Raw genomic sequence first — 20,407 nt, 5'->3', positions numbered from 1 at the left:
CCGGCCGACCGCGCGCACCGCGTCAGAACGTGTAACGCACGCCGATCTTGGGCACGATCGCGACCATCACCTCGCCGGCGAGCGCCTCCTCCTCGAACTTGGCGAAGAACCCGCGCTCGGCGTCGATCCTGCCGTAGACGCCCTCCGGGGGGTTGGTCCACACGGGCTCGTTCAGCCGGACCAGGACCGCCGCCGCGAGGCCGGCCGTCACCTCGAGGTGATCGCCGAGGCGCAGGCCGCCGCGCACCTCCGGCGACATCACGAAGAACCTCGCGGGGGCCCGCGCCACCGTCGGATCGAGGTGGAATTCCACGCTGCTGCTGGAAGTGAACGTGCCGCTGCGCTCGTCGCTCACCGTGCCGAGCAGGGCACCGGCGCCGAGCCGCGCCGAGAAGCGGTGGCGGTCGCCGAGCGACAGGCCGGCCCAGCCGCCCGCCAGAAAGCCGCGGAGCGCGAGGGCATCGTCGGCTTCGCCGGAGCTCTCCGGCAGGCGATCCTGGATCTCCAGCGACGTGCGCCGGGCGGTCACGGTCTGTTGCACCTGGAGGTAGCCGGTCGTCACGCCGAAGCCGAAGCCGGACCGGAGCTCGTAGCCCGCGTGGACCGCGCCGAGGCCGCCTGCGCCGATCCCCAGCGAGCAGGACCCCCGGCACTGGCCCGCGGCGCCGCCGCCGAATGTCGGCAGGAACGCCGGGCCCGCGTCGAGCTCGACGAGGAGCCGCCCCGGCGGGCGCCCGAGCGCGACGCGTTCGAGCGCGACGGAGACGACCACGCGCGCGTCGCGGGCGAGGATCGCCTGGCGCCGCGCGATGACGAAGCCGCCCGCGGAGACCTCGACCCGGTGCCGGCCGGGGCTCAGGCGCCCCTCCCAGATGCCGCTGCCGAGCGGCACGCCGTCGACGGCGACGCTCGCGCACACCGGCGTGGGCTCGATCCGGAGCGTCGCGCTCAGCTCCTCGGCGCGCAGGGCGAGGGGCGTCGTCTGCTTCAGCCCGATGAGCACGGAGGCGGGCATGGTCCCGAGATCCCCCGCGCCGCGCAGCTCCACCGTGTGCCGGCCGGGCGAGAGCGGCCCCTCCCACGGCGTCTTGCCGACGGTGTAGCCGTCGACGAGCACGTCGAGCGCCTCGCCCCTCTGCTCCGTGACGCGCAGGCGCCCCGACTCCACGAGCTTCTGGAGGCGCGACAGGATGCGGACCACCTGCCCTCCGGCGACGTCGACGCGGGTCTCGAACGGCTCGAAGCCCTCCTTGTAGACGCGGACCACGTGGCTGCCCGCGCCGATGCGCAGCGGGGCGGGCAGCGGGTAGTCGCCGCGGTGCTGGCCGTCGACCAGGATCGAGGCGCCGATCTCGGCGTCCGCGACGTCGACGGTGCCGACCAGCCCGCGCAGCCGCACGACGGCCTGCTGCGCGGCGTTCCTGGTGTCCGCCGGCAGCCGCTGCGAGAAGTCGCGGAGCAGGATCTCGAAGAGCGCGAGCGCCTCGTCGTAGCGGCGGAGCTGCTGGAGGCACAGCGCCGCGCTCGAGGTGGCGCTCCAGGTCGGATAGTGCTGCCGCGACGCGAGGAACTCGGCGAGCGCTGCTTCCCAGGCGCCCTGGCGATAGAGATCGAGGCCGCGCTCGAAGTGGGCGCGCGCCTCGGCGACGGGATCTTCGGCGGGTGGAGGCTCGGCGACGTCCGGAGGCGACGCGGCCGCGGGCGGCGCCGCGGGAGACGCGGCCGCGGGCGGCGCCGCGGGAGGCGCGGCCGCGGGCGGCGCCGCGGGAGGCGCGGCCAGAGACGGCGCAGGGGGGGCCGGAGCCGCGGCGGGCTGGGCGAGCGCGGCGGCCTCCGCGCCGAAGGCGGCGGCGAGTGCGAAGAGGGTGAAGAACGCGCCGGCGGCGCGGCGACGCCGCCGGCGCGCGGCGCCGAGCGCGAGGAGCAACGCACCGGCGGCGCACGCCGCGACGGAGGGCGGCGAGCCCGGCGCGGCGCTGCAGCCGGAAGAGGCGCTCGGCGCCGGCGGCGGCCGGACGCAATGGCTCCGGAGGTTGCAAACGAAGTTCGGCGCGCAGTCGTCGATCGAATCGCAGCCCGTCTTGCAAGCGCCGCGCTCCGGATCGCAGCGGTAGGCGATGCAGTCGACGCGCTCCGGCTCCGGACAGGCAGCGGACGCCAGCGAGCACAGCGCCGGCGCGACGCTGTGGGTCTCGTCGGCGCACGCGGCCGGCGCGCAGCTCATGCCGGCCTTCGTCGGGCTGCCCCGGGGGCCGCACTGGCCCCTGGGGCTGCATATGCCGCAGGGGCAGGGCGCGTCGCAGCAGATCCCGTCGACGCAGAAGCGGTCGCCGGGGCAGCTCGCTTGACCGGCGCACGCGTCGCCCAGGACGGGGGCGAATCGCTCCACGCTCGCTGTGACGCGCCGGAGATCGTCGTAGCCTCCGGCCACCAGGACCTCGCCGCTCGGGAGCAACGTCGCGGTGTGGTGGACGCGCGCGTACTCCATCGAGATCGTGGAGTTCCAGGCGCCGGACGCCGGGTCGTACAGCTCTGCGCTATCGAACCCTGCGGTGATCTCGGCGCCGCCCGTCACCAGGACCTGGCCGCTCGGCAGCAGCGTCGCCTCGTGGTCGCGGCTGGCCACGCTCATGCTGCGCGCGTCGGCCCAGGCGCCGGACGCCGGATCGTACAGCTCCGCGCCATCGAGGGCGGCACCGCCGTCGTATCCGCCGGCGACGAGCACCTTGCCGCTCGGCAGCAGCGTCGCTGTGTGGCAGCAGCGCGCGACCCGCATCGAGCCCGTCGGTGTCCACGTTTCCGCCTCTGGATCGTACAGCTCTGCATCCGCCAGATACGAGCCGTTGCCCGTCCCTCCCGCGATCAGGACCTGGCCGCTCGGCAGCAGCGTCGCTGTGTGGCCGTCGCGCCGGATCTGCATCGAGCCGGTGAGCGTCCACGTATCCGCCTCCGGGTCGTACAGCTCTGCGCGGGCCCGATCCGTGCCGCTGCTGTACCCACCCGTCGCCAGGACCTTGCCGCTCGGCAGCAGCGTCGCTGCATGCGAGGAGCGCCGACCAGCCATCGGAGGCGTGGAATCCCAGGTATTGGAGATCGGATCGTACAGCTCCGCGCGGCTCGGTGGGCCGTCATCCGTGTACCCTCCCGCGATCAGGACCTTGCCGCCCGGCAGCAGCGTCGCGGAGTGACCCCGGCGCGGGGCGTTCATCGATCCCGCAGGCGCCCACCGGCCAGCGCCGTCGTACAGCTCCGCGCTGTCATCCGCGCTCACCATGCTGGAGCCGCCCGCGATCAGGACCTTGCCGCCCGGCAGCAGCGTCGCGGTGTGCCGGGCGCGCGGGACGCTCATCGCTCCGGCCGGCTCCCACACGGGATCGGCGAGCACCGCCTCGCCGCCGGCGTCGACCGACAGCTCGATGCGCGAGCCCCGCACCCGGAGCGCCACGGGCACCGGCCGCCCGGAGGCTGCGTAGGCGCGCGGCGCGGTGACGCGCAGCAGAGGTACCCCGCCCGGCTCGCCCACGAGCTCCACCAGCGCCCCGCGCGCGCGCGGCGTCGCTCCCTCCACCTGCCACGTCGCCACCGGGTGGTCGCCGCGCGCGATGCCCTCCTCGAGCAGGAGCCACTCCTCTACGCCGTGGTCGGTCGCGGCCCAGAACGACGTCCCGCCCGCGCGCCGGTAGGCCACGGCCCTGTCCATCGCGATCGCCTCCCCCGCTGCGCCTTGCTCCCGCACCCTCACCTCGGTGCCGGCCGGCGTGCGAAACCGGATGGGCTCGCTGCCCATGCGGGGGAGCACGACGTGGAGCCGGGGGGCGCTCCCGCTCGTCTCCTCCGCCGCGCTCAGGCGGTACCCCTCCGCGTCGGGCACGAACGCCGCCCGCCCTGCGAGCACCGAGGCGGCATGATCCGGGAACAGGCGGCTCAGGGCGGCGGACGCAGGAGGCTCCGGCTCGGCGCTGCAACCGCAGAGGAACGAGCAGGCCCAGAGCAAGCGAGGGGCCCCCCGGCAGGCGCCCTCGAGAACGCGTCGCGGGAGCGTCATCACCGCGCCGTCACCTGCGCGGATTCCCGGCAGGCGCGCGATCTCCGCTGCACCGTCGCGAGCAACGCGAGGAGCGATGCGAACACCCCGCCTCCGGAGGGGGCCGCTGCGCCCCTCGCCGCACCACAGCCACGGCTCACTGTGGGCGCAGGACGTACGCACACGTTGTCGAAGCTGCAGGCGAAGCCCGGCGCGCAGTCCTGCGGCGAGCTGCAGCGCTCCTTGCAGGTGCCGTCCTGAAAGTTGCAGCGGTAGGGCGCGCAGTCCTCGACGTCTCTCACCTGGCGGGTCGCGTCCGGACAGGTGGCCCCATCCGCGGGGCAGTCGATGGGCATGCGGCTGTGCGTCTCATCGCTGCATTCGGCCGGAACGCACGCGGCGTCTTTCGGGACAGCGGCGCAGGATCCGAATCCATTGCACACGCCATCACACCCCTCGAGCGCGCACTCCTTGCGGAGATCCGTGCCCTTCGGCTGCGGCACGCAGCTGCCGAGAGAGGAGCTCAGGGCACACGTATGACAGGGCTCGTCGCAAGGTGAATCGCAGCAAACGCCATCCGCACAGAAGGCGAGCGGGCAATGGGCGTCCGACGTGCACGAGGCGCCGATGCTCGTATACCGCTCGGAGTACAGGGAACCACCGGCGATGAGCACATGTCCGGTCGGCAACAATGTCGCGGTATGGCTGGTGTGCCTCTCGTTCATCGAGGCTGCCAGAGCCCAGGTGTTCGTCGCCGGGTCGTACACCTCCGCGCTCTTCCTGGCCTGGTTGGCCGATCCGCCCCCCGCCGCCAGCACCTTGCCGTTCGGCAGCAGCGTCGCGGTGTGCCCGCCGTACCTGCCGCTCATCGGCCCCGTGGGCGTCCAGGTGTCGTATGCCGGATCGTACACCTCCGCGTCTCCTCCGGGCTCGGTGTACCAGCCGCCCACCACCAGGACCTTGCCGTCCGGCAGCAGCGTCGCGGTGTGCGCAGCGCGCGGGAAGCGCATCGGCGCCACGACGGTCCAGGCGCCGGAGACCGGATCGTACAGCTCGGCGCTGCGGAGCGGGACGTTCACGATGTCGAGCGGGTCGGGCCAGCCATCTCCGCCGGTCACAAGGACCTTGCCGTCCGGCATCAGCGTCTGCGCGTGGTAGGAGCGCGGGACGTGCATCGGCGCCGTGAGCGTCCAGGTGTCAAACGCCGGGTCGTACAGCTCCGCGCTCTCTCCGGACATTGGCTCATACCCGCTCGTCACCAGGACCTTGCCGTCCGGCAGCAGCGTCATGGCGGCATCCCCGTGCAGCGCGATCATGGGCGCCGCGAGCGTCCAGGTGTCAAACACCGGATCGTACAGCTCCGCGCTCCCGCTGTCCATCGGGCCGTTTCCACCAGCCACCAGGACCTTGCCGTCGGGCAGCAGCGCCGCTGCATGAGCGAGGCGAGCTATGCTGGCGCGTGCCGTGAAACGCCAGGCGTCGTACGCCGGATCGTAGATCTCCGCGCTGGGGGTTACCGTGCGGTCGTTGTCGAACCGCCCCCCCGCCACCAGGACCTTGCCGCTGGGCAGCAGCGTCGCGGTGTGACGCATGCGATCGATGCTCATCCTGCCGGCCGGCTCCCAGGCGGGATCCACGAGCGCCGCCTCGCCGCCCGCGTCGCCCATGTCGACCGACAGCTCGACGCGCGCGCCGCGCACCCGGAGCGCCGGGGTGACAGCCCGCCCCGAGGCCGCATGGGCGCGCGGCGCCGTCACGCGCAGCACCGGCGCCCCGCTCTCCTCGTCCAGGAGCTCCACCGCCTCACCCCGCGGCCGCAGCGCCGCGCCCTCCACCTCCCACGCGGCCACCACCTCGCCGTCGCGCGCGATGCCCTCGTCGAGCAACAGCCACTCTTCCACGCCCCCCTCGGTCGCCGTCCAGAACGACGTCCCGCCCGCGCGCCGGTAGCTCACCGCGCGCTCCGCCATCACGCCCTCGCCCGCAGCGCCGAGCTCCCTCACCCGGATCTCGCCGCCGCCCGCGAGGCGGAACCGGATCACGCCGCTCCCGTCACGGGGCAGCTCCACCTCCGGCCGCGCAGCCCGCACCCACGCCCCGCCCGGCTCGGTCGCCGCCAGCCGGAACCCGCCCGCCGCCGGGGCGAACGCCTCGCGCGCCGACAGCACCGCGTCCGCGTGCGCCGGAAAGCGCAGGCGCAGCGCCGCGGCCGAGGTGTCCTCCGGCTCCGCGCCGCAACCGCCGAGGAGCAGCGCCGCTGCGATGAGCGGTGATGGCGTCGCGAGCGGTCGTCTCGATGAAAAGGATGTTGCCGGCACGGCGCGTCTCGTGGCGCCGAGTAGAGCAGGCTTGCCCCGACGCGCCTAGCCTCCCGCGGCGACGGCGCGATCGCGCCATTGCGGTCGGCACGACCGCGACGCTGTCGCCGGGGACCTGGCCGCCACCTCGCGTCAGCGGATGTTGACCTTGAGCCTCACCGGACGGCCGTTGCGCTCGACGACGACGGACAGGCTCTTGTCGGACTGCATGCGCGTGTAGGCCATCATGGCCTTCTGCGGGTCGGTCAGGTCGATGCTGTTGATCGACTTCACGAGATCGCCGGTCTGCAGCCCGAACGACTCGAGCAACGAGCCGGGCTTGACCATCATCTTCAGCCCGACCACCTGGTTGTCCCGCATCTCCGGGATCGCCGCCGATGTGTTCGTCACGATCTCGGGATTCTCGAAGATCTTCGCGGCGGCCGATCGATCGATGTCGAACTCCGTCTCGCTCACGCGCTTCATGCGCGAGGCGATCTCGGGCGGGACGTCGCTCCTGCCGGACGCGCGGGACGGGCGCTCGCGGGGCGGCTCCGGCGCCCTGGGCTGCGACTCGGGCGCCTTCTTGCCGTCATTGCCGCCCTTCTTGCCGAGCTGCATCTGGCAGCGCGCGCCCCCCGACGTCATCCACACCCGGTCCCAGGCGATGTGCTCGACCTTCCTGCCGGCGATCTGCCCGCCGCGCCGCCCGAGCGCCGTGCGTCCGCCTTCCGCCTCGACGGCCGCGAACGACCATTCCGGGTCCTCGGACACCGCGATCAGCACGACGCGGCCTGTGTCGCACGGAGGCGCGAGGTAGGGATCGAGACTGGAGAGATCCGCCTGACCGGCGAGCGCCTCGCTCGGCCGGGGCACGAGCGGCCCTGTGATCGAGTCGAACGGATTGCGCTCCAGGATCGGCGCCGCGCTCGGCGAGCGGTCCTCGGAGGGCGGCTCCTCGACGAGCGCTGTCGCCCGGGCAGCGGGAGGGGCGCCGTCCCGCGCGATCTGGTGGGCGATGAGGTGAGATACCCCGGAGGCCTGATAATACGCGGAGACCGCGACCATTCCTCCCAAGATGAATATGAATCCGCGCTTGACGAACGCGTCGGGGCTCATTGGTAACGCTCCTCCTGGCGGGAGCGCGCCGGGGCTCGCAGCGCGCGTGTCCCTTGCCGCCGCGGCGGTCGCGGCAGTGCACGCCCTCGCCACCGGCAACACTGCGTGTCAGGACGAGCACCGAGCGTGCCCGCTCACGGGTGGATCGCGGCGCGCCGGCGGGAGTCCGGCCCGGGCAGGCGCGCGCTCAGGGCGGAGGAGCGTTCCTCGCGCGGCTCACCGGAGGGCGTACTCCAGGCCCCAGATGTTCACGGAGCCCCGCTCCGGATAGTACACGGTGAGCTCGTCCGAGGTCTCGAGCCGGGCTGTGTCGATCAGGGGATCGGAGAAGAAGCGGCCCGAGTCGGAGGCGTCGAGGAGCGTCCAGGTCGCATAACCGTCGCTCGGCGAGGCGCCGGCGATGCGCAGATCCGGGAGGATCGCGTAGACGTTCTCGGTGGAGGAGATCGCGAGCTTGCCCCGGAAGTTCTCGATGACGCGCAGGCCGAGGCCGTGTCGCGCCCAGGTCCCCTCGGGTTCCCGGACGTAGTGGAAGAACTCGCTGCGCGCCCGGGCATTCGTGAAGTTCGCGCTGTCGGCCTCGGCGTCGGGGAGGTGCGAGAGCAGCACGTGGACCCGGCCGCTCGCGTCGACCGCCATGTGCTCCTGGTTGATGAGCCCTCGGTTCTGGCCGATGGCCCACACGGAGAGGCCCGCCGTGCTCCGGGTGACGAAGGAGGCGCCGGTGGTCGCGACCTTGTCACCCGCGTTGTTCTGCCAGGTGCGCCCGTGATCATCGCTGTAGACGTACAGGAGGCCGTGGTTCGTTGTCGCGTCGGGCGTGTCGCGCCAGCACCAGGCGGCGTGCAGGCGCGAGCCGCCGCGCGTATACGCGAGGCCGTGCAGGTAGGCGTTGATGCTGGCGTCCGTCCCCTCGATGTACTCGCCGAGCGCGCTCCAGGCGTGCGTCGTCGTGTCGTACTCCCACAGGTGCTCGTCGCCGCTCCCGCTCTCGCCGATCCGCGCGCTCAGGAGGAGCTTGTTGCCGCCGGGCTCGGTGACGAACCGCGGGTACGTCACGAGACGCACGGTGGTCGATCCGACCAGCGCGCTCGAGACGGCGCTGAAGCTCGCGGCGGCCCAGGCCGTGCCCTCCGGGTCGGTCAGCAGCCCGGCGACCGAGCGGCGGTAGTGCAGCGTGCTGCCGTGGTGATCGAAGGCGAGGTGAAGCGTGCCGTCACCTGGCGCGATCCCGAGAGAGATCGTGTTGTGGGCGTCGTCGGCGCTGAGCCGGTGGTCCTTGAAGTCGAACTTCTGCCACGCCCCGGCGCCCCCTCCCGGGCTGGCCGGCAGCTGCCGGCGCGCGAGGACGACGTTGCGGTTCGTGTTCCAGAAGGCCGTGTACTGGTAGCCGCCGAACGACACGATCGCGTCCTGCTGGAAGGATTCGCCGTTGAGGTAACCACCATAAGACACCACGGTGAGCCCCGACTCCGCGAGCTTTCCCTCGGCGAGCTTGACGATCCCGGGCGCGACGGCTTCCGCGCCGCCGCCGCCGGAGGTCGTTGCGCTCGTGGTCGTGCCGCTCGCGGCCGTGTCGCCGCCCGCGCCGGTGGCTGCGGGGATCGTCGCTCCCGTCGCGGCGCCGGCGTTCGCGCCGCCTCCGCCGGCGCCCCCGCCCGAGGTGGAGCCTTCGGGGGTCGTGTCGTGCTCGCCGTCGCTGCAGCTCGCAAGGCAGCCGGCCGATGCGAGGATAAGCAGAACGGAGAAGGGAAGGCGGAGGGTCATGTGTCTTGCCCGAGGGTACTGCCGTTCAGCGGCGGCACCAAGCGCCGCCGGCGCCGGCTGAGCCGGTCAGCGACGCTTCGGCTTGCCAGCCTGCGTTCGCGGTGCACACGGACGGCCCATGAAGATCCTGATTCTGAGTGGCACGTTGTTCGCCGGCCGGCACCTCACCGTGTACAAGGCTCCGGCCTCGACCGACCCCCGCCGCCTCGCCTCACGCGTCGTAGAGCAGCACCTCGACCTCGGCGCCCTCTCCAACCGCCACATCCTCGGCTCGCACGATGACAACGCCGTCCGCGCGCGTCGTCGACGACAGGATGGACGCGCCGCTCGTCGCCAACGGAAACACCCGGTCCCCCTCGACACGCACCCTCACGTAATCGACGCGCCCCGGCAGCGAGGCGATCTCGCCCGCCACCACGCACCGCTTCCGCCGGTGCGGCCACGCGCGCGACAGGCCGCCCAGGGCGCGGATCGAGGGCCCGGCGAAGAACTCGTAGGCGCAGAGGCACGACACCGGGTTTCCCGGCAGCAGGAACACCGGGCGCTCGCCCGCCAGAAAGCCGAACCCGGCGGGCTTCGCCGGGCGCATCGCGACGCCGTGGACCACCACCTCGCCCAGCTCCGCGAGCACGAGCGGGGCGTGGTCCTCCGAGCCGACCGACGACCCGCCCGAGACAAGCACCACATCCCCGCCGGCCGCCTCGAGGGCGCTCCGGACGGCCTCGCGCCGGTCGGGGACGTAAATGACGGCCACGTCCTCGACGCCGTCGCGGCGCGCGAGCGCCGTGAGCACCAGGCTGTTCGTGTCGACGATGCACGCGCCGCTCGGCACGCTCCCCGGCGGCAGGAGCTCGTCGCCCGTGATCAGGATCCGCACCGACGGCCTCCGCACGACGCGCACCTCGGCGACCCCGGTCGAGGCCAGCACGCCGACGTCCTGCGGGCGCAGCCGGCGTCCGGCCGGCACGACCTCCGCGCACTCCAGCACGTCCTCGCCGATCGACGCGACGTGCTTGCCGGCCGGCACGGGCGCGCGCATCCGCACGACCGCCACCCCGTCCCGGCCCGCCGCCTCCTCCGCGTGCTCCGCCATCAGCACCGCGTCGGCCCCCTCGGGCACCGGCGCGCCGGTCGTGATCCGCACCGCCTCGCCCCGGCGGATCGCCCCCGCGTGAGGGCGCCCGGGGAACGACGCGCCCACGAGCGCGAGCTCGACCGGCGCGCCGGCGGTCGCGCCGGAGGTCGCCTCGCCGGCGAGCGCGTAGCCGTCCATGGCCGCGCGGGCGAAGTGCGGCACGCTCACCCGGGCCAGCACGCGCTCGGCCGCGACCCGCCCCGCCGACCGGGCGATCGGCACCGGCTCGTCGCCGAGGCGCCGGACGCGCTGCTCCAGCACATCGAGAGCTCGCTCGACCGTCGTCTGCTCGCGAAATCCTCGCATCCGGACGTCGCGCATCAGGGCTCCGTGGTCAGGGCTCCGTGGACCGACGGCCCCTCAGCCCGCAGCGGAGGTCTCGAGCGCGCCGCGGTAGACCTCGTCGACGTCGAGCGCGCCATCGATCGACGCGAGCCTCGCCCGCTCGCCCGGCCCGGCCTCGTAGAGCGTCCACGAGTCGTCCTCGTTGCGCCGGAAGACCTCGATCCTCCGGTGCGCCTGCGAGACGAGCACGTACTCCTTCAGCGAAGGGATGCGGCGGTAGTGCGCGAACTTCTCTCCCCGGTCGTACGCCTCCGAGGAGTCCGACAGCACCTCGACGAGCACAAGCGGGTTGACCACCGCGTCCTTGTCCTCCGGATCGCGCACAAGCTGGCCGCAGACGACGCTCACGTCCGGGTAGGTCGCGAGGCCCGTCGCGAGCACGCGCACGCGGAGGTCGGACGAGAACACCTCGCAGGGGCGCCGGTGGAGCTGCGCGCCGAGCGTCACCGTCACCCGGGCCGCGAGCCGCGCGTGCTCCGGCGTGCCGCCGGCCATGTCGAAGATCTCGCCGCCGAGAAACTCGTGCTTTGTAGGGCTCGCCTGCTCCTGCTCGAGGTACTCGGCGTAGGGGAAGGAGAGCTTGCGGGCGGGTGCGTTCACGTCATGGCCTCCCGCGGGAGTATGCCACGGGAAGCCCTCCTCCGGCACCGCCCGCTCCCGCCGCGGCGCCACGAGCCCCCGCCGCGGCGCCGGCCCGCCCGATCCTTACCGCCGGCTTACCGCCGGTTGCTCCGCCGCGGCCGGCTCGCCCGCCGGAGCGGCGCGATCAGCGCGAACACCCCGAGCGCCATGACCGACAGCTTCGGCCCCCGCTTCTTCCGGGCGCTCGGCTGCCGCTCGCCCGCGATCGAGCAGTCCTCCGACTCGGCGGAGTCGTCGGAGCCCCCGCTGCAGCCGTCGTCCTCCGCGTAATACTCGTCCTCGGACTCGCTCGTGTCGCCGCTGCAGCCGTCGTCCTCCGCGTAATACTCGTCCTCGGACTCGCTCGTGTCGCCGCTGCAGCCGTCGTCCTCCGCGTAGTACTCGTCCTCGGGCGCAGGCTCGCTCGTGTCGCCGCTGCAGCCGTCGTCCTCGTACTCCTCGTCGTAATAGTCGTCCTCGCCCTGCGGCTCGTAGTCGTCCACGACGACCGTATCGGCGGTGCCGGCGCAGCCGCAGCCCATGTCGGCGACCGGCTCGTCGTCGTAGTGGTCGTCGACGATACCCACACCCGACGAGCCGCCGGTCGTGCTCGATTCGCCGGTGCTCGGCCCGCCGCCCAGGCCCCCGGGTCCGCCCACGCCCGACGAGCCGCTCGCGCCGCCCGCGCCGCCCGCGCCGCCCGCGCCGGTCTCGCTGGAGCACGCATCCAGGCGGACGGCGCCGGCCCTCACGATCGGCGAGACGGACGCACCGGCCCCGAACGTCAGCGGCCAGTCGGCGCCGGCCTGCCCGGCAGCGAGCCGGAGCGAGACGCGGGTGAGCCACACCGACGACGGCGCGAGCCCGGAGAGCCCGACCGCGAGATCGTCGGCGACCGGGCCGCAGCGCAGGAGATCGGGATCCGTCTCGTCCCTCCGGGGCGACTCCGCGCAGTCGAGCGACCCGTCGACCACGCCGAGCGCGGCGCGCGGGCAGCTCGCGGCGACCGCGAGGCTCGACTCCAGCGCGGCCGCGGCCACCGCGGCGCACGCTCCCGGGCCGTCGCCGGCGTCGCCGTACGCGCTCACGCGCGCGAAATAGGCCGCGATCACGCTGTCCACGCTGTCGCTGCCGATGGCGATTCGGCGGCTCAGCGCCTCGTGGCTCGCGCCCTCGACGAGCGCCCCGTGGAGCCCCGCCTGGCCGAGTGCCTCGGCGCGCAGCGCCTCGTAATCGCTGCGCTGCGCGCCCGCGTCCCAGCTCAGCGAGGCCGGCGGGAGCGTCACCGGCGCCGCGCCCGTCAGCGCGCCCCGGCCGTCGCCGAGGAGCCACGCGGTCACGCGCACGTCGCCCTCGCCCGCCCTGGCCAGCGACAGCGGCAGGCGCGGCTCGCCGCCGCCCATGGCGATGCGCAGCGTCCGCGTGATCGCCGGCCCGCCGGGCGCATCGAACCGGGCCGCCGCGAAGCGCATCCCCTGCAGCTCGCCGAGCTGCGCGGCCGTCTCGGAGGAGAGCGCAAGCCCCGCCGACTCCGCCCAGCGCGCGACCGCGACCGCGTCCTCGAGCACCGTCACCTCGAGCGGCTCGAGCGTCGCCTCGTGCGCGAGCTGCCCGACCGTGTGGAACGGGCCCGGCGCGCCCTCCTCCCCGGGGCAGCGCGGGGCGACGCCCTCGGGCGGGAGCACGCGCGGCGCGGTCGCCGCCTCGAGGGCCTCGAACCACGCGTCCGAGCTCACGTCGAGCGCCGCGAGCGGCGGCACCGGCACGACGACCGCCACGGGCCCGCGCGCCCCGTCGAACCGCAGGCTCGTCCAGAGCGTCGTGCGCTCCGGCCCCGCCGCGACGGCGACGCGCTGCTCGACGGACGCCTGTCCGGCGCCGGGCAGCCACGCCCCCGCGGCGAGGACGTCGCCGGGGAACGAGAAGAGGACCGCAGGAACCACAAGCGCAAGCGACCGTCGGGGCATGCGAGGCCGATTGGCAAGCCCCATGCCTTTCATCGTACGCGGCATTCGAGCCCGACTTCCACGCTGTCGCGTCCGGATGAGAACCGCAGTTCACGGCGCCCCGGCGCCACACCGGCGCCCCGCGGCGGGTCACTCCTCGTGGACGATGACGATGTCGTCGGGGTGGAGGTGGCAGAACACCCTGTCGCCGGCGTGCAGCGCGGCCTGGACGGAGCTCTCGTTGGCCACCACCGCCGTGAGCGCGAGCCCGGAGTCGGTCCGGAGCCGCAGCTGGTCGGTGGCGCCCTTGAACAGCTCGTCCTCGACGTGCGCCTCGAAGCAGTTCTCCAGGACGCCGTGCCGCTCCTTGCGGAGCGCGATCTTCTCCGGTCGGATGGAGATGAGCGCGCTCTCGGCCCCGCCCGCGAGGTGCTCGGCGTTGACGAGGAGCTCGATGTCTCCGTCGAGCCGGACCCGCGCGCGCTCGCCGCTCCGCGAGAGGACGGTCGCCCGGAGGATGTTCGCCTGGCCGATGAAGCTCGCGACGAACGTGGTCTTCGGGCGGTGGTAGATCTGCGACGCGTCGCCGAGCTGCTCGATCCGGCCCTTGTTGATCACGGCGATGCGGTCGCTCATGGTGAGCGCCTCTTCCTGGTCGTGGGTCACGAACACGAACGTGATCCCGAGCTTCTTCTGGAGCTCCTTGAGCTCCACCTGCATGGCGTGCCGGAGCTTCGCGTCGAGCGCGGAGAGGGGCTCGTCGAGGAGCAGCACCTTCGGGCGGCAGACGATGGCCCGCGCGAGCGCGACCCGCTGCCGCTGCCCGCCGGAGAGCTGCGACGGCTTGCGCTGCTCCATGCCCCCGAGCGACACCATCGCGACCGCGGCGCGGACCCGCTCGGCCAGCTCTTGCTTCGGGACCTTCTTCATCCGCAAGCCGAAGCTGATGTTCTCCTGCACGGTCATGTGAGGAAACAGCGCGTAGCTCTGGAACACCTGGTTGACGTCCCGCCGGTAGGGCGGCTCGTGCGTGACGTCCTTCCCGTCGAGCAGGACGGCGCCGCTCGTCGGCGTCTCGAAGCCCGAGATCATCCGGAGCAGCGTCGTCTTCCCGCACCCCGAGGGGCCGAGGAGGGTGATGAACTCGCCCGCCTCGATCTGGAGCTCGACCTCGCTCACGGCGTGGAAGCTGCCGAATCGCTTGGTGACCGCGCGGAGCTCGACCATCACGTCCATCGATTCACCTCGAGGAACAAGGAGGACGACTCGGCGGCGCCGGAGACCGAACGAGGTTCACCGAAGACCCGCAACGAAATCATCACCGTGCTCATCACGCTTCCTGCTCCTTGCGCAGGCCGAGCAGGAAAACCAGAGAAAACAGGAGCAGCAGCGCCATCCCGAGCGCGGCGCCGAACGGCCAGTCGCGCGCCTGCCCGAACTGGTTCTGGATGACATTGCCGACCATGGGCACGCGCGACCCGCCCATGAGATCCGTGATCGCGAACATCCCGAGCGCCGGGATGAACACGAGCAGGACGCCCGCGAGGATCCCCGGGCGCGTGAGCGGGACGATGACGTGCGAGAAGGCGGACACGGGCCCTGCGCCCAGATCGAACGCCGCCTCGATGAGCGCGTTGTCGAGCTTCTCGACGCTCCCGTAAATCGGCAGGATCATGAACGGCAAATAAGAATAGACGAGCCCGATGACCACCGCCGTCGGCGTGTACATGATGTCGAGCGGCGCCGAGATGATCTGCAGGTAGAGCAAGAGCCCGTTGAGGAGCCCCTCCGACTTGAGGATCGACATCCACGCATACGTCCGGATGAGGAAGCTGGTCCAGAACGGCACCATCACCAGCATGAGCAGCCTGTTCCGGACGCCCTCCCGGGACCGCCCGATGAAGTACGCCACCGGATAGCCCGCCACGAGGCAGATCACCGTCGTGATGGCGGCATACTTCATCGAGCTTACGAGGATCTTGAGGTAGGTCGCGTCGAAGACCCGCGCGTAGCTCGACAGCGAGAGCTCGAAGACCACCTGCCCGAGCTCGTCCCGCTCGCAGAAGCTGTAGACGAGCATGATCGCGGTGGGCGCCACGACGAAGGCGAACAGCCAGAGCAACAGCGGGGCGAGCAGCAGCCACCCGCGGACCCCCGGCCTGCGCCGCGGGCCCTGGAGCTCGATGACCTGCCCGGTGGCCGTGTTCATGACGCCCCGCCGCTCACTGCGATGCCTTGAGGTCCGTCACCAGCTTGTCCACGTCCGCCGCCGCCTTCCCGATGTCGTGGAAGGTCTCCATCCCCGCGAGGGGCGGGTAGCTCGCCGGGTTGGCGAGCTGCTCGGGCGTGAGCAGCTTGCGCGCCTCCGCGTTCGGGTTCGTGTAGGGGAACTTGTCCGAGATGAGCTTGCTGACCTCCGGACGGAGGATGTAGTTCATGAACATCTCCGCGCCGATCTTGTTCTCGGCGTTCTCGGGGATCGCCAGGCTGTCGATCGCCTTGTGCGTCCCCTCGGTCGGCAGGATGAACTGGAACTTGTTCCTGTCCTCCTGGTAGAGCAAAGCCGCCTCCCCGCTCCAAATGACGCCGATGTCGACGTCGCCGTTGAGCAGCGCCGTCTTCGGGCTGTCGGAGTCGAACACCTTCACGAGCTTGATCCACTCCGCCAGGGTCGGCTTGACCTTCGCGAGGTTCTCCGGCGTCACATCGTTGGCGTTCATCCCCATCGTCACCATCACCCAGGACACGATCTCGCGGGCGTCGTTCAGGGCCACGATGCGCCCCTTGTACTTCGGCTGGAACACGTCCTTGAAGCCCTTCACGGGCTCCTTCACCTTCTCGGTGTTGACGACGATGCCGACCGTCGTGCCCATCCATGGGACCGTGTACTTGAGCTCCGGATCGTGCGGCTGGTTCCTGAACGCGGGCGCGATGTTCTTCAGGTTCGGGATGCGCGCCTGATCGAGCGGCTTCAGCTTCTTCTGCTTGACGAGCGCCTCGATCGCGTACTCCGAAGGCTGGATGAGGTCGTACCGGGTGCTCCCCGCGAGGAGCTTCGACAGCATCTCCTCGTTCGAGGCGTAGGTCTCGTAGTTGACCTTGATCCCCGTCTCCTTCGTGAAGCCGTCCAGGATCTCCTGCGGGATGTACTCGGACCACCCGAAGAGGTTGAGCTCGCCGCCGGCCTTCGGCTCGGGCGCGCTGCCCGAGCCGGTCGCCTGGGGCGCCGGGCCCTCCTTCTTCCCGCAGCCGAGCAGGGCCACGAGGGGGACGAACATCAGGATGAGGAGCGCTGAGATGCGTTTCATTGGCCTGTTCCTTGTCTTGCCTGCGCCGGCGCAGGCGCTCGCGCCGCGCGTCGGTCCCCTTCAGCTCTCGTCGGGGAGCCGCCTCGCGGTGCCCTTCAGCGACTCGGCGACAACGACGAGCATCGCGGTCGCGACGATGAACACGGTCGAGATCGTGTTCAGCATCGGGTTCAAACCGACCTTCGCCATGCCGAACACCTTGATCGGCAAGGTCTCGGACTTGGGCCCGCGCGTGAAATACGTGACGATGAGCTCGTCCATCGACAGCGTGAACGACATCAGCGCACCGGAGATGATCGCGGGCAGAAGGTAAGGCACCATGATGAGGAAGAACGCCTCGAGCGGCGTCGCCCCGAGGTCCAGGGCGGCCTCCTCGAGGGACGGGTCGAGCCCCGCGAGCCGCGCCTGGACGGCGATGAGCACGAACGGGAAACAGAAGGTGACGTGCGAGATGATGACCGTCGTGAAGCCGAGCTCGAGCTCCACCGTCTTGAAGAAGATGAGCAGGCTGATCCCCATGATGATCTCCGGGATGATCATGGGAATGAAGATCAGCGCGGTGATCGACCGGAGCGCGGGGAACCTGTACCGGTAGAGCAGGAAGGCGCCCGCCGTGCCGAGGACGACCGAGAACGCGGTGGTGATCGCGGCGATGATCACGCTGTTGCTCAGCGACTCGATGAGCGGCGACCGGCGCTCGTCCCCGAGGTGCGCGACGAGCTCGTCAAAGAGCTGCCCATACCACTTGAAGGTGAACCCCTCCCACACCACGCTCATCCTCGAGTCGTTGAACGAGTAGACGACGAGGAGCAGGATCGGGAGATACAGGTAAATGAGCACGAGCCCGCTCCAGCCGCAGAGGAGCAGATTCGACAGCTTGATGCCCGACATCGTCCGGAGTCGCATGCGGCGGCCTCGCAATCTTACAGGATCGCTGCGCGAGCGTATCGCTTGAGGAACGCCGGTTGCAACACATTGCCGGGTGAAGGGGAAGGGGCGGACACGGCGGAGGTGAACGCGGCCACCCTGGCTGTCGTTCTTCGTGACCTCCGCGGCGCGAGGGCGGGCCCGCGGCGCGTGGTCAGCGCAGGCGACGTTGTCGCGCGTCGGCGGGCCCGGCCGCGGCCGCGGCCGCGGCACGTCGACCGTGCCCGCGCGGCGCATCCTTCCGGACAAGCCCTTGACACCGCACTCTCCTCCGCTTACCGGCCCTGCATGACTGGGTTGTCGCGCCGCCTTTCAGGTGAGGTCCCGTGAACACTCCCCGCATCTGGACGATCGAAGAGGCGAACGCGCTCGTCCCGGAGCTCTCGTCGCTGATCCGCCGGCAGCTCGCCCTGGCGAGCGATATCGAGCGCAGCTGGCAGGAGCTCGTGCACGCCGTGCAGAGCCCGGCGGTCACGCCCGACCAGCTCATCGAGCTGGCGCGCAGCGGCAGCGAGCAGGCGCGGGCGCGCGAGCGCGCGCTCTCGGAGAAGATCGCGGCGTACGAGTCCGGGTGGCAGGAGGTCGAGGAGCTCGGGGTCGTCGTGAAGGACCAGCGGATCGGGCTCTGCGACTTCTATGGCCGCCTCGGCGACGCCCTCGTCTGGCTCTGCTGGCGCTACGGTGAGCCGGCGGTCGACCACTACCACGGGCTCGAGGCCGGCTACGCCGGGCGCAGGCCGATCACCGCCGCCACGCGCCGGCAGCTGCTCAACTGATGGGGCCCCGGTGATCGATCGGCAGAGAGCAGCCCGGGCGATCGAGGAGTTCCTCCGCGCCCTCGGGCGCGACGTCGAGGGGGAGCTCGCGGGCACGGGCGAGCGCGTCGCCGACGCATGGGCCGACGATCTGATCGAGGGCGAGGCCATCGACGTGGCCGCGGTGCTCCGCGAGGGCGCCATGGAGACGGGCCCCTTCGAGCGCGGCCTCGTCGTCGCGCGCGATCTCTCGGTGACCACGATGTGCCCGCACCACCTGCTGCCGGGGCACGGCACCGGGATCGTCGCCTACCTGCCGGGCGCGCGGGTCGCCGGCATCGGCACGATCGCGCACGTGCTCGACGCGCTCGCGCGACGGCTGACCCTGCAGGAGCGCATCGGCGGGCAGCTCGTCGAGCTGCTCGTCGCCGAGCTCGGCGCGCGCGGCGCGCTGTGCAAGCTCACGCTGACCCACACCTGCCTCATCGCCCGCGGCGAGCGCAAGGCCGGCGCCCTCATCGAGACCGTCGCGGTCGCCGGCGCGTTCGCCGATCCCGGCCCGGAGCGCGATCTCGCCCTCGCCGCCGCGCTCTCCGGGGGGCGGGCGTGAGCGGCGTCGCGGTCGTCACGGGGCCGAGCCGCGGCATCGGCCGCGCGACGGCGCTCGCGTTCGCGCGCCGCGGCCTGTCCGTCGCGCTGCTCGGCCGCCCGAGCCCGCGCCTCGACGCGGTCACCGACCAGGTCCGCCGGCTCGACGTCGCCGCGCTGCCGGTCCCCTGCGACGTCGCCTCCGAGGAGCAGGTGGCGCGCGCCTCCGCCGAGGTCGTGGCGTGGCTCGGCGCGCCCCGCGTCGTCGTGAACAACGCGGGCGTCGTGCGCCGCGGGACGCGGGTCCACGAGACCACGCCCGCCGCCTGGGACGAGGTGATCGCCGTCAACCTGCGCGGCCCCTTCCTCGTCGCGCGCGCCTTCCTCCCGGCCATGCTGGCGCAGGGCCGCGGCCGGCTCGTCCACGTCGGCAGCATCTCCTCGACCCTCGCGTCCCCGGGCAACGCCTCGTACGCCGCCTCCAAGTGGGGCCTCGTCGGCCTCTCGAAGAGCCTGGCCGAGGAGCTGCGCGGGACGGGGCTCCAGTCCATCGCCGTGCTCCCCGGCTCGGTCGACACCGACATGCTCGCCGGGAGCGGCTTCCCCCCGCAGATGAGCGCCGACGACGTGGCGCAGCTCATCGTGTACGCCGCGCTCGACGCCCCCGACGCCGTGACCGGCTCGGCGCTCGAGATGTTCGGCTGACGAGGCTCGGCCGAGCAGGCTCGGCTGGCGTGCCCCGGCGTCGTCGATCCCCCGCCGACCGCGCGCGGCCCGGCCTGCCCGCCGAGACCGATGTACGTGGGGCCGCCACACCCGTTCCCCCCTGGCGTGCTAGCCTACGACTTGTGGAAACGACGCCTCCGCGACCGGGCGACCTCAACGCGGCCTTGCTCGATCTCCCGCTGTTCCCGCTGCCGCAGACGGTGCTCTTTCCCGGCGCCCTCCTGCCGCTCCACATTTTCGAGCCGCGCTATCGGGCGCTCGTGCGCGACGCGCTCGAGACGCACCGCATCCTCTCGGTCGTCCTCATCACGGACCCCCGGGCGGTCGACGCGCACGGCCACCCGGCGATCGCGGGGGTGGCCGGCGCGGGCGAGATCATCGATCACGCCGATCTGCCGGGGGGCCGCTACAACATCGTGCTGCGGGGCCGCGCCCGCGTCCGCCTGGCCGAGCGCCCGTTCGTGCCGCCGTACCGCGCGGCCGTTGCGACCGTCCTCGAGGACGAGCCCGGGGAGGTCTCGGCCCAGGATCACGCCGCGCTCATCTCCACCGCGGCCTCGTTCTCTTCGCTCGTCCGCGAGCGGGACCGCAATTTCGAGTTCCGGCTGCCGCGCGACGCGGCCACCTCGCTCATCGCGGACCTCTGCGCCCACCACCTGATCCTCGACGCCCGGGAGCGGCAGGCGGTGCTGGAGACCCTCGACGTCGTCGCGCGGGTGCGCCGGGTGACCGAGGCGCTCGCGCTCCAGCAGCTCGCGCTCGCCTCGGCGGCGCGCGACGTCAACTAGCGCCTCGCGTCGCGACCGGGGGCCGGCGCGGATGGGCCCGATTGCGCGCCGCCGGAGCGCC

15 protein-coding genes are annotated in these 20,407 nt (G+C 72.3%); 4 read left to right on the top strand and 11 right to left on the bottom strand.

Annotated elements, in window-relative coordinates:
• Nucleotides 1–22: 22 nt before the first annotated feature.
• From WMF28_RS44505 to WMF28_RS44455, 11 genes are all read right to left on the bottom strand, one after another.
• On the bottom strand, nt 23–3,994 hold the full coding sequence (locus tag WMF28_RS44505; protein ID WP_437599850.1) for a kelch repeat-containing protein: 3,972 nt from the start codon (nt 3,992–3,994) through the stop codon (nt 23–25).
• A gap of 50 nt (nt 3,995–4,044) precedes the next feature.
• Entirely contained in the window at nt 4,045–6,342 is a 2,298-nt protein-coding gene (locus WMF28_RS44500; RefSeq protein WP_437599849.1) for a Kelch repeat-containing protein, read from the bottom strand.
• 132 nt (nt 6,343–6,474) lie between these two features.
• Nucleotides 6,475–7,440 (bottom strand): type II secretion system protein GspC, encoded by a 966-nt coding sequence (gene gspC / locus WMF28_RS44495; RefSeq protein WP_437599848.1) that lies wholly within the window; start codon nt 7,438–7,440, stop codon nt 6,475–6,477.
• A 216-nt stretch (nt 7,441–7,656) separates the two neighbouring features.
• Nucleotides 7,657–9,207 (bottom strand): BNR repeat-containing protein, encoded by a 1,551-nt coding sequence (locus WMF28_RS44490; protein ID WP_437599847.1) that lies wholly within the window; start codon nt 9,205–9,207, stop codon nt 7,657–7,659.
• Between the two features lie 211 nt (nt 9,208–9,418).
• Nucleotides 9,419–10,648 (bottom strand): molybdopterin molybdotransferase MoeA, encoded by a 1,230-nt coding sequence (locus WMF28_RS44485; protein ID WP_437599846.1) that lies wholly within the window; start codon nt 10,646–10,648, stop codon nt 9,419–9,421.
• Nucleotides 10,649–10,702: 54 nt separating this feature from the next.
• Nucleotides 10,703–11,287, bottom strand: a complete 585-nt coding sequence (locus WMF28_RS44480; protein ID WP_437599845.1) for a Uma2 family endonuclease — start codon at nt 11,285–11,287, stop codon at nt 10,703–10,705.
• A gap of 116 nt (nt 11,288–11,403) precedes the next feature.
• Nucleotides 11,404–13,275 (bottom strand): DUF2330 domain-containing protein, encoded by a 1,872-nt coding sequence (locus tag WMF28_RS44475; RefSeq protein WP_437599844.1) that lies wholly within the window; start codon nt 13,273–13,275, stop codon nt 11,404–11,406.
• A gap of 129 nt (nt 13,276–13,404) precedes the next feature.
• Complete coding sequence (locus tag WMF28_RS44470; RefSeq protein ID WP_437599842.1) at nt 13,405–14,490, bottom strand: ABC transporter ATP-binding protein; 1,086 nt, start codon at nt 14,488–14,490, stop codon at nt 13,405–13,407.
• A 94-nt stretch (nt 14,491–14,584) separates the two neighbouring features.
• The gene (locus WMF28_RS44465) at nt 14,585–15,463 is read right to left on the bottom strand and encodes an ABC transporter permease (protein ID WP_437599841.1); all 879 of its coding nucleotides are present in this window, start codon (nt 15,461–15,463) and stop codon (nt 14,585–14,587) included.
• Between the two features lie 13 nt (nt 15,464–15,476).
• Nucleotides 15,477–16,562: a polyamine ABC transporter substrate-binding protein gene (locus tag WMF28_RS44460; RefSeq protein ID WP_437599840.1), complete on the bottom strand. Its 1,086-nt coding sequence runs from the start codon at nt 16,560–16,562 to the stop codon at nt 15,477–15,479.
• A gap of 60 nt (nt 16,563–16,622) precedes the next feature.
• Nucleotides 16,623–17,468, bottom strand: coding sequence for an ABC transporter permease (locus WMF28_RS44455; protein ID WP_437599839.1), 846 nt, complete (start codon nt 17,466–17,468; stop codon nt 16,623–16,625).
• A 347-nt stretch (nt 17,469–17,815) separates the two neighbouring features.
• Here WMF28_RS44455 and WMF28_RS44450 point away from each other — a divergent pair, with 347 nt between their 5' ends.
• The 4 genes from WMF28_RS44450 (at nt 17,816) to WMF28_RS44435 (ending at nt 20,346) form a co-directional block, all read left to right on the top strand.
• Nucleotides 17,816–18,265, top strand: coding sequence for a DUF2203 domain-containing protein (locus WMF28_RS44450; protein WP_437599838.1), 450 nt, complete (start codon nt 17,816–17,818; stop codon nt 18,263–18,265).
• 10 nt (nt 18,266–18,275) lie between these two features.
• Entirely contained in the window at nt 18,276–18,854 is a 579-nt protein-coding gene (gene folE, locus WMF28_RS44445) for a GTP cyclohydrolase I (RefSeq protein WP_437599837.1), read from the top strand.
• Nucleotides 18,851–19,537: an SDR family NAD(P)-dependent oxidoreductase gene (locus WMF28_RS44440; protein WP_437599836.1), complete on the top strand. Its 687-nt coding sequence runs from the start codon at nt 18,851–18,853 to the stop codon at nt 19,535–19,537. The genes folE and WMF28_RS44440 overlap by 4 nt, the downstream gene beginning before the upstream one ends.
• A gap of 143 nt (nt 19,538–19,680) precedes the next feature.
• A complete protein-coding gene (locus WMF28_RS44435; RefSeq protein WP_437599834.1) occupies nt 19,681–20,346 on the top strand; it encodes an LON peptidase substrate-binding domain-containing protein in 666 nt (221 codons plus the stop codon).
• The last annotated feature ends 61 nt before the right edge of the window (nt 20,347–20,407 follow it).

The organism is Sorangium sp. So ce590, from assembly GCF_051521365.1.
GTDB lineage: Bacteria > Myxococcota_A > Polyangia > Polyangiales > Polyangiaceae > Sorangium.
The sequence above is the reverse complement of the archived record's forward strand: the minus strand, read 5'-3'. Positions and strand labels throughout refer to the sequence as shown.

Coding starts and splice junctions, on each gene's coding strand:
- WMF28_RS44455 (WP_437599839.1), bottom strand. CDS start 17,468: ATGCGACTCCGGACGATGTCGGGCATCAAGCTGTCGAATCTGCTCCTC.
- WMF28_RS44490 (WP_437599847.1), bottom strand. CDS start 9,207: ATGACCCTCCGCCTTCCCTTCTCCGTTCTGCTTATCCTCGCATCGGCC.
- WMF28_RS44465 (WP_437599841.1), bottom strand. CDS start 15,463: ATGAACACGGCCACCGGGCAGGTCATCGAGCTCCAGGGCCCGCGGCGC.
- WMF28_RS44485 (WP_437599846.1), bottom strand. CDS start 10,648: ATGCGAGGATTTCGCGAGCAGACGACGGTCGAGCGAGCTCTCGATGTG.
- gspC (WP_437599848.1), bottom strand. CDS start 7,440: ATGAGCCCCGACGCGTTCGTCAAGCGCGGATTCATATTCATCTTGGGA.
- WMF28_RS44470 (WP_437599842.1), bottom strand. CDS start 14,490: ATGGACGTGATGGTCGAGCTCCGCGCGGTCACCAAGCGATTCGGCAGC.
- WMF28_RS44475 (WP_437599844.1), bottom strand. CDS start 13,275: ATGCCCCGACGGTCGCTTGCGCTTGTGGTTCCTGCGGTCCTCTTCTCG.
- WMF28_RS44460 (WP_437599840.1), bottom strand. CDS start 16,562: ATGAAACGCATCTCAGCGCTCCTCATCCTGATGTTCGTCCCCCTCGTG.